The sequence below is a fragment of the Janibacter hoylei PVAS-1 genome, assembly GCF_000297495.1.
Classification (GTDB): Bacteria; Actinomycetota; Actinomycetes; order Actinomycetales; family Dermatophilaceae; genus Janibacter; species Janibacter hoylei.
This window is the reverse complement of record NZ_ALWX01000039.1, coordinates 60,257-72,858: the sequence shown is the minus strand read 5'-3', so window position 1 is coordinate 72,858 and position 12,602 is coordinate 60,257. Positions and strand designations below refer to the sequence as shown.

Sequence of the window (12,602 nt, the reverse complement as noted above, 5' to 3'; positions counted from 1 at the left end):
GCGCGGCCGTGCGTCGGCTCGCGCCCGAGCACGACGTCGTGCTCGTCCACGACCCCGAGCTGCTGCCGGCCACCGCCGGTCTCGGGCTGCGGCACCTCGTGTGGGACGTCCACGAGGACCCGGCCGGGGCCCTCGTCGTCAAGGACTGGCTCCCGGCGCCCGTGCGCGGACCCGTCGCGGCCGGCTGGCGCGTGGCCGAGGGGCTCGTCGAGCGCCGGCACCCGCTGCTGCTCGCCGAGCACGCCTACGCCGACCGGTTTCGCCGACCCCACACGGTCGTCCCCAACGCGGTCCGCGTGCCCGCGGACGGCCCGCCGGCCGGTGGCGCTCGCCTCGTGCACGTCGGCAACCTGACGCTCGCCCGCGGCAGCGAGCTCATGGTCGCGGCGGCCCGGCTCGCCCACGCCGCCTCCGACGGGGCGATCACGCTCGACGTCGTCGGGCCGGCCCGTGACGGCGCCTCCCGCGCCGCGATGGGGCGGGGGGCCGCCGACGGGTTCGTGACCTGGCACGGCTTCCAGCCCGCCGAGCAGGCGATGGCGCGGCTCGACGGCGCCCTGGCCGGCCTGTCGCTGCTGCGGGACCTGCCCAACTACCGCGGGTCGATGCCGACCAAGGTCGTCGAGTACCTCGCCCATGGCGTCCCTGCCGTGACAACCCCGCTGCCGCTGGCCCGCGAGATCGTCGAGCAGGCGGATGCCGGGGTGGTCGTGCCCTTCGACGACCCGCAGGCGGTGGCCGACGCGGTGCTCGACCTGTGGCGTCACCCCGAGCGGGCGGCGGCCATGGGTGTGCGCGGGCGCGACCTCGTCCGCGAGCGGTACGACTGGGCGAAGGGGGCCACCGCCTTCGTCGGTGCGCTCACCGACGTCGCCGCGGAGCGATCGCCCCGACGGTGACCACCGGGGTCAGCGGGGTGCGAGCAGCCCGCCGACCTTGGTGCGCACCGCGGGCGGCATCGCCTCGAGCGTGCCGATGAGCACGATCGAGCTCGGGGCCAGCCGGGTCAGCTCCTTGCGCACGACGGGCGGCATCCGGTCGGGGGTGTAGATGAAGAGGGGTCGTCCCGTGTGCACCGCGGCGACGGCGCCCGTGAGCAGCTCGCCGACCGCTCGACCGGTGACCATGATCTCGCCACCGGGCTCGACGTCCGCCCACTGCTCGGCGGCCAGGGCCATGGCGCCCCGCTTGGAAAACTCGGTGGTCGCCCCCGCGGCCGAGCGCAGGGCCTCGACCGCGTCGGCGGCCCAGTCCTCCTCGGTACCGTCGAGGACGAGGCGCTCCGGGCCGAGCTCGGCCAGGGCGGAGAGCAGCTCGTCGGCCACCGTCGTCGTGTTGCACGCGACGACCGCGCGACCGGCGACCGCGGCCGCGAGGGAGATGACCGGGCTGGAGCCCGAGCTGTGCGGCTGGGTGACGTGGACCGTCGAGCGGTCGTCCGGTGGGAAGGCGGCCAGGACCGCCGCCGAGGTGATCGCGTCGTCGTCGCTGCCCATCCGCTCGATGCGGCCGGGGGCCAGCTCCTCGAGGCGGGCGGCCGTCTCGGGCGCGATCAGCTCGTCGCCGCCGAGCACGACGATGCGCTCCGGCTGGAGCCGGTTGAGCTCGTCGACCGTCGAGCTCGGCACGTGACCGGGCCGCACCCACAGCAGGGGCCAGCCGAGACGCGCAGCCACCGGCGCCGCCACGCGGGCGGCAGCCGCGCGGTGGACGCTGACGACGAAGCACCCGTCGATGCCCGGCTTGCGCCACGCGTGCTTGGTGATGGACGCGGCGACCTGGAAGCGGTCCTCGCCGGTCCACCGGCTCGTGCCGGGCACGTGGATGTCGTCGGCCGCGGTGATCTTCTTCTTCTTCTTGGCCTTGCCCTTCTTCTTGGGCAGCGTGTCCTCGTAGGCGGAGACGACCTCCTCGGTCGGGCCGTCCATGACGAGGTGCCCCTGGTCCATCCACAGGGCCCGGTCGCACATCTGGCGGATGCTCGAGTTGGAGTGCGAGACGAGGAAGACGGTGCCCGCCTGCTCGCGGATCTCGGCGATGCGCGCGGCGCTCTTGGCGCGGAAGTCGGCGTCACCCGTGGCCAGCGCCTCGTCGATCATCAGCACGTCGGGGGCCGCGGCCGTGGAGATCGCGAAGCGCAGCCGCGCGCTCATGCCGGAGGAGTAGGTGCTCATCGGCAGGTAGACGGCGTCACCGATGCCGGAGAACTCGACGATGTCGTCGAAGCGCTCGGCGATCTCGGCACGCGACAGGCCGAGAGCCTGGCCGCCGATCTGGATGTTGCGCTCACCGCTCAGCTTGTTCATCAGCACGGCGTTGACGCCGAGCAGCGAGGGCTCGCCGGCGACCCAGAGGCGTCCGCCGGCGGGTGGGATGAGCCCGGCGACGGCCCGCAGCAGCGTCGACTTGCCCGAGCCGTTGCGGCCGATGATGCCGATCGACTCGCCGTGGTGGGCGACGAAGCTGACGTCCTTGACGGCGTGGATCTCGCGCACCTTGGGCTCGGGGCGCTGCTGCAGCCGGTCCATGAGAGAGGGGGCGCTGCTGGCCGAGGGGGGTGCCGCGCCGGCCACCGCCGTAGACCGTGTACTTGACGTCGAGGTGGTTGACGATGACCGTCGGGGTGGGCTCGGGAGCCTGCTGCGGGGTGGGGTCAGCCACGGCCGTACCTCGCCTCGTCGCGCCAGAAGACCACCAGCCCGATGGTCACCAGACCGATGGCCCAGGCGGCCATGACGAGCCAGTCGGTGAGCACGACGTCGTGGTCCGGGTCGGTGAGCAGCGCCTGCCGGCCGGTCGTCAGCATGAGCGAGAAGGGCTGGTAGACGAGCATGTCCTGCGCGAGGTGGGGCAGCCCCTTCGCGTAGTGCGCCACCGGGAAGAAGACCCCCGAGACGTACCGCAGCAGCCGCACCATGACGGGGATGAGGTTGCCCATGTCGCGCGAGGCATTGACGATCCGCGCGCAGATGAAGGCGACGCCGAGCAGGGCCAGCCCCTGCATGATCACGGCGACGGGGAAGAGGAGCCACTCCCAGTCCGGCGTCTCGCCCGTGATGAGCATCAGCCCGAAGAGCAGGGCGAAGGCGGGGACGGCGGCCAGCAGCTCGGTGAGCATGACCGACATCGGCAGGATCGCGCGGGGGAAGTGGAGCGCACGCACGAGCGAGGTGTTGCTCGAGATCGCCTTGGCCCCCCGGGTGATGACGGAGGACGTGAAGGCGAACATGATGACGCCGATCGCGAGGAAGGCCACGAAGTTGGCCACCCCGCCCCGGGTGTCGAGGAGCAGCCCGAAGATGAGGAAGTAGCTGCCGATGAGGAAGGCGGGGTTGAGCAGCGCCCAGAGCTGACCGAGGTGGTTGCCTTCGTTCTGGGCGCGGGTCTGGGCAGAGGAGAGGGTCCACAGGAAGGACCTCCGCTGCCAGAGGTCGGCGAGATAACGCCCGAGCTGCGGACGCTCCGAGAGCGTCCGCAGCCCGTGGGAGGCCGCGAGGTCCGCGGCCTCCTTCGGTGTCAGTGGTGAGGGAAGTGAGGCCCGCGGTGGGGCCTCGGTCACAGCCGCTCGACCTTGTCGCTGTCCGCGGCGACACCCCGGGTGTCGAAGAAGCGCTGCGCCTTGCCGGCCAGGTCCTCGATGTCGAAGGTCTTGTGGTTCTGCACGAGGACCGTCAGGTCCGCGGCGGCCACGGCGGCGTCGAGGTCGTCGACGCGGGTCGCCTCGGGCACGGCCTTCCAGTTGTCGACCTTGGCGTCGAAGTACTGGACGGACGCCCCCTTCGCGATGAGCTGCTGCGCCAGGGGCACGGCGGGCGACTCCCGCTGGTCGGCGATGTCCGGCTTGTAGGTGACGCCGAGGAGGAGGACGGTCGAGCCGCGCAGCGGCTTGCTGTCCTCGTTGAGGATGTTCTGCGCGCGCTGCACGACGTAGGCCGGCATCGTCGCGTTGATCTCCTGGGCCAGCTCGACGAAGCGGAAGGGGTAGCCGAGCTTCGCGCGGACGTTGTAGGAGAGGTAGTTGGGGTCGATCGGGATGCAGTGCCCGCCGACGCCGGGGCCGGGGTAGAAGGCCTGGAAGCCGAAGGGCTTGGTCTTGGCCGCGGCGATGACGTCCCACAGGTCGATGTCGAGGTCGTGGCAGAAGCGCGCCATCTCGTTGACCAGGGCGATGTTGATGTGGCGGTAGGTGTTTTCGAGCAGCTTGGCCGTCTCGGCCTCGCGGGTGCCCTTGGCGCGGACGACCGTGTCGACGAACTGGCCGTAGAAGGCAGCGGCGGCGTCACCGCACTCGGGGGTGTGGCCACCGACGACCTTGGGGGTGTTCTTGGCGCCGAACTGCTCGTTGCCCGGGTCGATGCGCTCGGGCGAGAAGGCGAGGTGGAAGTCCTTGCCCGCCACGAGGCCACCGGCCTCGAGGGCCGGACGGACGACCTCGTCGGTCGTGCCCGGGTAGGTCGTCGACTCGAGGATGATCGTCTGGCCGGGCTGCAGGTGCTCGGCGATCGTCTTGACGGCCGAGTTGATCGGGCCGAGGTCGGGCCCGCCGTCCTCGGACAGCGGCGTGGGCACGCAGATGACGATCGTCTTGACCTCGTCGAGACGGGACGGGTCGGTGGTGGCCTCGAAGCCGGCGGCGATCATCGCGGCGATGTCGTCGTCGGAGAGGTCATCGATGTGGGAGACACCGGAGTTGAGAGCGTCGACGACACCCTGGTTGATGTCGAAGCCCAGGACCTTGACCCCGACGCGGGAGGCCTCCTGGGCGAGGGGCAGTCCGACGTACCCCTGACCGATGATCGCGACGTCCATTGACATGCTGCTCCTTGATGCAGGTATGTGGCTTGTGGAGTGTACAGGCGAGGCCTGCTCGCGCGGCCCAGCCGCGCCACGGCTCGCCGGGTCCCGGTGGCCCGTCATGACAGGATGCAGGCCCATGGGACCCGTCGCCACGCACGCACCTCCTCGGGTGGTCCTCATGTCGAGCAACGGCACGGGCATGGGGCACCTGACCCGGCTGCTCGCCTACGCGCAGGGGCTCGAGGGCCTCGACGTGCGCTTCCTGTCGATGTCGACCGCCGTCCCCGTCGTCGGACAGCTCGGGCACCGGTACGAGTACCTGCCCTCGCGGGGCAGCACCGGTCTGCGGGCCGCGACCTGGCGGCGCCTCTTCCTCGACCGTCTCGTCGAGTACCTGCGCCGCACGCGGCCGGACGTCGTCGTCTTCGACGGCACCCACCCCTACGCCGGCATGGACCTGGCGCGCGAGGCCGTGCCGGGTGCCCGCTGGGTGTGGTCCCGCCGGGCGATGTGGCGGCCCGACCGCAATGTCGACCAGCTGGCCAAGGAGTCGTGGTTCGACCTCGTCCTCGAGCCCGGAGACCTCGCCGGGGCCTCCGACCGGGGGGCCACCGTCGGCCGCGACGCCCGGAGGGTGGGTCCGGTGACCCTCGTCGACACGACCGACCTGCAGGACCGCGCGACCGCTCGGCGCGAGCTCGGCCTGCCTGCCGACGCCCCGCTCGCGCTCGTCTCCCTCGGCGCGGGCAACATCAACGACACGCGCGGTGACCTCGGGGCCGTCGTCGCGGGGCTGTCCGCCCTCGGCGTCGGTGCATGCGTCACCCAGGCGGCGATCGCCGAGCAGGCCGGCACCAGCCTGGACGTGCACCACGTGCAGGACTTCCCGATCAGCCGCCGCTTCGCCGCCTTCGACCTCGCGGTGAGCGCTGCGGGGTACAACTCCTTCCACGAAAACCTCCGCCTCGGCCTGCCGACCCTCTTCGTGCCCAACACGCGGACCAACCTCGACGACCAGGAGACCCGGGTCGAGCACGCGGTGCGGGCCGGATGGGCGCTGGGCGCCACCGACCTCGCCGCCGCGCCGACGCAGTCCCTGCTCGCCGACCTCCTCGACCGCGGACCGGCCATGGCCGCGACCGCCCGCGCGGCGGACCCCGGCAACGGCGCCCCCGCCGCGGCCGACGCGATCCGCGAGCTGGTGTCCCTCCCTTCGACCGGAGCCGTCCGATGAGCAGCGCCGCCCCGCCCCCCCAGCAGCCGCCTGAGCACCCTGGCCCGCCGCGTGCGGACCGCGCCGGGCTACCGGCAGGTGACCGACAGCATCCTGCCGCGCATCCGTGGCAGCGAGACGGTCGTCGACCTGCTCACCCGCCTCGTCGGCGAAGGGGGGCGCCTCGGCGGCTCCAGCCACCCCCTCGTCACGGCGAAGGGGGTCGACACGGCCGGCGCGGACCGCTGGCCCGTCGTCGTCATCACCCTCGACGACCCCGACGGGGAGCGCCCCGCGACGCCGGAGGAGGTCGCCCAGGTCGTCGCCGAGATCGGGCGGCTGCAGGAGCGGCTGCGGTGCTTCCGCGCGGTCTTCCTCGTCACCGGCGACGCCCTGGACGTCGTCCGGCGCGCGGGCCATGCCGTCGAGCTGCTGCCCGACCCCGCCGACATCGGCGACGCGGCGGCGGTGCGCCGGCACCGCGCTCGCCGGGTCGTCGCGATGACCGACCACTACCGGGCATGGCTCGTCCTCGACGTCCCCGCCGCGCGCAGGGCCGGGCTCGCACCCGCCCAGGTCGAGCTGCTCGAGGCCCTGCCCGGCTACCTCGCCGACCAGCACGACCTGCACGACCTGCCCGCGCTGACCGGCATCACCGACGCCGGCGGTACCGGCCGCGGCGTCTGACACCGGCGCGGGCGCGCGGGTAGTCTCGCCGGGTGGCTGACCTGAGAGACCTGCGCGACCGACTCGTCCGACGACTGCGCCGACGGGGCTCGACACCCGCGACCCCGGCGACCCCCGCGGACGCGCAGGCGGCTACCCGCCTCGCCGAGCTGACCGGTGCCGGTCGCCACGAGGAGGCGCTCGCCCTCGCGCACGAGGAGTACGACCGGCTCGCGCAGCAGAGCGACCCCGACACCGCCCTCCTCCGGCAGATCCAGATGAGCGCCTCCAAGGCGGGCAACCTCAGCCTGCACATCAAGACCCTGCGGCGCCGCATCGAGGTCATGCCCCACGACACGGGCCTGCCGAAGTACCTGCGCGCCGCCGAGGGACGCTGGCACGAGTCCGAGCCGGGCTGGCTCCCGACGATCGACCCCGCCGTGCTCGCGGCGCTGCCGGAGCCGGCGGAGCGCGACCGGTCGCGCACCAAGGTGCTGCACCTGCTGAAGATCGGGATGCCCCAGCGGCAGAGCGGCTACTCCATGCGCAGCATGTACACGCTCACCGGTCAGCTCGACGCCGGGCTCGACCCGGTCGCCGTCACGGCGCTCGACTTCCCCCGGAGCATCGGCATCGACGACGTGCCCGACGAGGAGACCGTCGGCGGGGTGCGCTACCGGCACCTGCTGCGCGAGCAGATCCCGGACAAGGAGCCGTGGGACGAGTACCTCAGCGCCTACGCCACCGCGCTCGCTCCTGTCGTCGCGCAGGAGGCGCCCGACCTCATCCACGTCCACTCCGGGCACCGGGGCACCGAGGCCGCGCTCGTCGCGATGGCCGTCGGCGCGGCGCTCGACGTCCCCGTCGTCTACGAGGTGCGGGGCTTCTTCGAGTCGCTGTGGACCCAGGACACCGCGTGGGCCGAGCGGGCCGAGGTCTACGAGCGCCGACGCGCCGCCGAGGCGCACTGCCTGCGGCAGGCCGCCGCCGTCGTGACCCTCAGCGAGTCGATGAAGGACGACATCGTCGCCCGCGACGTCGACCCCGCGCACGTCCACGTCGTGCCCAACGGCGTCGACCCGTCGGCCTTCGTCCCCGTCGAGCGTGACGAGGCGCTCACCGAGCGGCTCGGGCTGACCGGGCGCTTCGTCTTCGGCTACGTCTCCAACCTCGACCACTTCCGCGAGGGACAGGAGCTGCTCATCGACGCGGCGCTCGAGCTGCGCCGTCGAGGCGTCGACGCCACCGCGCTCGTCGTCGGCGACGGCAAGCGTCGCGAGCTGCTCGAGGAGCACGCCCGGGAGTGCCAGGCGGGCGACGCGGTCCACTTCACCGGTCGCATCCCGCACGACGAGGTGTCGCAGTACTACGCGCAGGTCGACGTCTTCGTCATCCCGCGCGTCGACGAGCGAGCGGCGCGGCTCGTCACGCCGCTCAAGCCTTACGAGGCCATGGCGCTCGGGGTGCCGCTCGTCGTCTCCGACCTGCCGGCGCTGCAGGAGATCACCGGCGACGGCGACCGCGGCGAGACCTTCGTGACGGGTGACGCGACGTCGCTCGCCGACGTGCTCGAGGAGCTCGCCGGGTCGAGCGAGCGCCGCGCCGAGCTGTCGTCGCGCGCCCGCGAGTGGGTGCTGGGGCACCGCACCTGGGCCCACAACGACGACCGCTACGCGCGGATCTACGCCTCCGTGCTCGACTGACCGAGCAGCCCCCGGTAGACGCCGTCGACGCGGCTGGTGATCTTGTGCCAGTCGCGCTCCTCGACGACCCACGTGCGAGCGGCCTCGCCGAGGCGGGCGCGCTGCTCCGTGTCGTCGAGCAGCTCGTCGAGGACCCGAGCCAGGTCGGTCGCGTCGCCCTTGGCGAAGAGACGGCCGGTGACCCCGTCCTGGACGATCTCGGCGAGGGCGGCGACGTCCGACGCCACGACGGTCTTGCGCATCGCCATCGACTCGAAGGGCTTGATCGGCGAGATCATCTCGCACACCTTGAGCGGCTTGCGCGGGAAGGGCGTGATGTCGACCAGGCTCAGGTAGTCCTCGACGTCCTCGTGGGGGATCCGCCCGGTGAAGGTGATGACGTCACCCAGGTCGAGCTTCATGACGATCTTGTGCAGGGCCTTCTGGTGGGCGCCGTCCCCGACGACGAGGACGTGGAAGTCGCTGCGCTGCTCCCGCAGCTGCGCGACCGCCTGGAAGAGCAGGTCGAGACCCTCGTAGTGGACGAGCCCGCCGATGTAGCCGATGACCGTCTTGCCCGCGACGCCGAGGCGCTGGGCGAGCTCCTCATCGCGCTCGCGGGGGGTGAAGCGTGAGGCGTCGACGCCGTTGGGGACGACGGTGATGCGCTCGGGGTCGACACCCAGGCGGACCATCTCGCGGCCGAGGGCCTCGGTGATGACGAGGACCGCGTCGGCCTCACGCGCGACGGTCCCCTCGAGCAGGTCGAGGTAGTCGCGCCGCGGGGAGGCGGAGAAGAGCGGCTGCCGGGCGTCCTCGAGCAGCTGCTTGAGCCCCCGCATCTCGTAGACGAAGGGGAGGCCGAGCTGGCGGGCCGCGCTCAGGCCGGCCATGCCGACGTCGTAGAGGCTCGACGCGTGCACGAGGCTCGCGCGGCGGTCGCGGGCCAGCTCGGCGATGCCGGCGGCGCCTCGCTCGACGTAGGGCGGCAGCGGGGCTCGCGGGTACTCGCGCACCCCGTCCTCGAGGAGACGGTGGTAGGGGATGCCGTCGACGACGTCGACGGGTGCCGGCGTGCGCTCGTCGTCGGCGCTCCACCACAGGTCGAAGGGGAAGCCGAGCCGGGTCACGGCCGCCATGTCCCACCCCTGGACCGCGAGGCCCGTGAGGATGCCGTGCGAGCGGGTGGCGTAGCCGCCGGAGCGGATGGGCAGGGACTGGCCGAGCACGGAGACGACCGAGCGCGGGTCCAGCTCGCTGCTCGCGGGGGCCGGGGCGGCGGCCGGGGGCTGCCAGGGGTCGGCGAGGATCGCCTGCTCGTCTGCCGCGTCGGCGGCCAGTCGGCGGCGCAGGTCACCCTCGACCTGGTCAGGCGCGAACTCCGCGGCACGGGCCGCCAGGGAGGTCCAGCCGAGGGACATGGCCAGCTTGAGCACCCGCTGCCACAGCGTGTCGGGCACGCGGGCTGCGATGCTCGCGTCGAAGGCGCCGAGCTGCTCCTCGAGCTCGTCGAGACGGCGCGATCGGAGCAGGCTGCGCACGAGCGCGGCGGCGCCGCCGTCACGGGCGAGCACGTCGGTGACGACGGCCGGGTCGAGGTGGTCGTCGGAGAGGGCCTCGTGGACCTGCAGGTCGGTGATGAGGCGGTCGACGTCGATGAGGTCGAGCTCGGGGTGGGCGGCGGCGATCCGCTCGCGCCAGTCGTGCACCCGACCCAGCTCGTCGGCCGGGGCGTCCTTGAGGGTCTTGACCGCCTTCGTCAGCTCGGAGGCATCGGCGGGCACCCGGGAGAGCGCGGCGTCCTGCGCGCGGGCCAGGATCTGTGGCGACTCCGCCTTGCGCCCCGCACGGGCCCACCGCAGGATGTCCATCGCCGTGCCGTCGCCGGAGGTGACGAGCCGCTCGTAGAGCCCTGCCGCCTTGACGAAGTCGTCCGTGGCCCAGGCCGCGGAGGCGGTGGACCGCACGGTCGAGGGCGGCGAGTCGTCGGTCAGCTCCGCCTCCAGCCGGGCGAGGGCGACGCTGGGGTTCTTGCGGATGAGGCGGTTGGCGGTGGCCACGCGGCCCTTCTGGGCGAGCCGCTGCACGCCAGCCGGCCCGCGCTCGGCGGGCAGGTACCCGGCGAAGGGGAGCAGGCGTGCGCGGATGCGGCGCTGGAGCGGTGCCTTGGGGCTCATGGGCGATACCTGTCAGTTGGGGTCGAGGGGCGGTGGGGGTGGCCACCAGGTCGTGGAGGGTGCGGGTCCAGGCGGCCTCTCGCGCCGCGGTGGCGGCGTCGGCGGCAGCCGGCTCGGCGAGGAGCTCGGCGAGGGCGGCGCCGACCTCGTCCGGGGCGACGCACCGGATCCGACCGGTCAGCCCGCTGGGGGCGGCGTCGGTGCCGACGACGCAGGGCAGGCCCGCAGCGAGGGCCTCGCGCGTCGCGTGCTCGGCGGCCCGGCCCCACACGCCGAGGTGGACGAAGGCGTCGATGTGGGAGAGGAACTCGCGCGGCGTCATGCCGGTCCCGGCGAAGGAGAGCCAGGACGGCGGCGGGCGACGCCGCCCGAGGGCCTTGGTCACCGCGCCGAGCCCGTGCAGACAGTGGACCTCGACGGGGACCTCCCCCCGGTCGGCGAGCACGACCGTGCCGGGGTGGGCGGCCCGGATCGCGGTGGCCGGCTCGGGCCAGTGCTCGCGGGCATCGGGGAGGTGGTGGCCGATGGCGATGCCGTCGGCGGCGCTCGGGCGACGGTGCCCGGGCACCTCGAGCCAGCGGGCGCCGACGACGTCGGCGAGGTCGGCGTCGGTCCAGCGGTCGGCGGGGACGGCGGCGCGCACGGGGGAGCCGGGCTCGTGGACGGCGGCCGGCCCGCCCCACGTCGGGGTGACGCCGAAGAGCTCGGCGCAGCGGGAGTCGACGGCGGCGACGGTCCAGCCCTGCGGCTCGGCGGTGTCGGTGACGACGAGGACGGAGCCGGGGCGCAGGCCGGCGCCGTCGAGGTGGAGCACGCTCTCCGGGGAGGTGACGACGAGCAGGTCGACGGCGTCGTCCTCGTGGGCGCTGGTCAGGCCGAGACGGCCCAGGCGCACGTCGGTGGAGACGCCGGGCAGCAGGTCGAGCCGCTTGGTCGACAACGGGCGGGGCGCCTCGGCGTGGGCGATCGCGGTCCGCAGCCCGCTCGCGGAGGCGGTGCGGGCCACGCCCAGCGTCCGCAGGGCGTCGGGGGCCACGGGCCGGATGTCGCCGAGGACGACGACGTCCCAGGCGACGGCCGGGTCGCGTTGGTCGCGGTCGGCGTACCAGCCGTGCCGGGGGAGGGGGAAGGGCCGGGTCGAGCCGGGGCCGGGGGCGATCCGGCCGGTCGCGAGCTGCTCGTGCCACTCGAGGTAGCTGTCGCGGTAGGCGAGCCGGTCCCAGCGGGTCCACCCGGGCACGGCGTCGTCGCGGGAGAGCGAGCCGACGCGCAGCTGCGTGATCGCGAGCGGTGAGGGGTGCGACAGGTCGCGCACGCTGCCCGGGCGGACGGCCCGCAGGCGCAGCGGCAGCTCCATGTCGCCGGACTTGCGGGTGACGTCGAAGTCGCCGACGAGCTCGGTCACCTGTGCGATGTCGAGGAGGAGGGAGCTGGCGTTGAGCCGTCGGGCGGGGTAGCCGACGAAGGTCATCGTCAGGTCGGGGTAGGAGCGCAGCGTCCACGTCCGGTTGGCGAGCACCCGGGGGAAGTCGAGCAGGTGCCGGACCTGGTGCTCGATGCGTCGTGGGTGGGTCCAGTCGTCGCTGTCCTGGAAGGTCATCCAGCGGCCGCGCGCGACGGTGAGCGCGAGGTTGCGCGCGGCGTAGGTGCCGGCATTGCGGGGGGGCGCGCACGACCCGCACGCGGGGGTCGAGGGCCGCGACCTCCTCGAGCAGTGCGTCGGAGCCGGGGCCGGAGGCGTCGTCGACGATGATGAGCTCGAGGTTGCGCCAGGTCTGCTGGAGCACCCCGCGGACGGCCAGCCGGAGGTCGGCGTCGGGGCGGTAGGCCGACATGACGACGCTCACGAGGTCGCCGTCGACGGCGGCGTCGAGGGTGGTGGTGAGTCGCTGGTAGACCGTGTCGTGCCCCTCGGGGGGGCACCAGCTCGACCGGCTCGAGGCCGTCGGGGGTGTGCACCTCGTTGAGCACCGCGAGCCAGTCCCGCTCGGCGGCGGCGAGCGCGTCGCCGGTCAGGCCGGCACCGGTGCGGTGGGGATTGGCCAGGTCGGTGCGCAGCACCCACCG

Annotated in this window: 8 protein-coding genes and 1 pseudogene; 4 read left to right on the top strand and 5 right to left on the bottom strand. The window is 73.5% G+C overall.

From position 1 onward, the window contains the following. Positions 1-899: glycosyltransferase (locus tag B277_RS08705; RefSeq protein WP_007927341.1), on the top strand; the 899-nt coding region annotated here is incomplete at its 5' end. A gap of 9 nt (positions 900-908) precedes the next feature. Here the strand turns inward: B277_RS08705 and B277_RS19890 are convergent. The 3 genes from B277_RS19890 to B277_RS08690 all read right to left on the bottom strand — a co-directional run bounded on the left by B277_RS19890 (position 909) and on the right by B277_RS08690 (position 4,815). After that, a complete protein-coding gene (locus B277_RS19890; protein ID WP_007927340.1) occupies positions 909-2,528 on the bottom strand; it encodes an ABC transporter ATP-binding protein in 1,620 nt (539 codons plus the stop codon). Between the two features lie 125 nt (positions 2,529-2,653). Beyond that, a complete protein-coding gene (locus tag B277_RS08695; protein WP_007927339.1) occupies positions 2,654-3,559 on the bottom strand; it encodes an ABC transporter permease in 906 nt (301 codons plus the stop codon). Then, positions 3,556-4,815 carry a nucleotide sugar dehydrogenase gene (locus tag B277_RS08690; RefSeq protein WP_040881209.1) on the bottom strand — a complete coding sequence of 420 codons (1,260 nt, stop codon included), beginning with the start codon at positions 4,813-4,815 and terminating at the stop codon, positions 3,556-3,558. The genes B277_RS08695 and B277_RS08690 overlap by 4 nt, the downstream gene beginning before the upstream one ends. A 118-nt stretch (positions 4,816-4,933) precedes the next feature. On the opposite strand from B277_RS08690, the gene B277_RS08685 reads away from it, so the two are divergent. From B277_RS08685 to B277_RS08675, 3 genes are read left to right on the top strand one after another with little or no spacing between them, the layout of a single operon-like run. Further along, complete coding sequence (locus tag B277_RS08685) at positions 4,934-6,031, top strand: UDP-N-acetylglucosamine--LPS N-acetylglucosamine transferase (protein ID WP_007927337.1); 1,098 nt, start codon at positions 4,934-4,936, stop codon at positions 6,029-6,031. 51 nt (positions 6,032-6,082) lie between these two features. Then, positions 6,083-6,697 (top strand): hypothetical protein, encoded by a 615-nt coding sequence (locus tag B277_RS08680; protein ID WP_007927336.1) that lies wholly within the window; start codon positions 6,083-6,085, stop codon positions 6,695-6,697. Between the two features lie 32 nt (positions 6,698-6,729). Further along, entirely contained in the window at positions 6,730-8,379 is a 1,650-nt protein-coding gene (locus B277_RS08675) for a glycosyltransferase family 4 protein (protein ID WP_007927335.1), read from the top strand. Here the strand turns inward: B277_RS08675 and B277_RS08670 are convergent. Together B277_RS08670 and B277_RS20320 are read right to left on the bottom strand one after the other, a co-directional pair. After that, on the bottom strand, positions 8,358-10,067 hold the full coding sequence (locus B277_RS08670) for a glycosyltransferase family 4 protein (protein WP_007927334.1): 1,710 nt from the start codon (positions 10,065-10,067) through the stop codon (positions 8,358-8,360). The genes B277_RS08675 and B277_RS08670 overlap by 22 nt on opposite strands. 2,192 nt (positions 10,068-12,259) lie before the next feature. After that, positions 12,260-12,370, bottom strand: a pseudogene (locus B277_RS20320) (glycosyltransferase family 2 protein); the annotation flags it as partial. Positions 12,371-12,602: the final 232 nt, after the last annotated feature.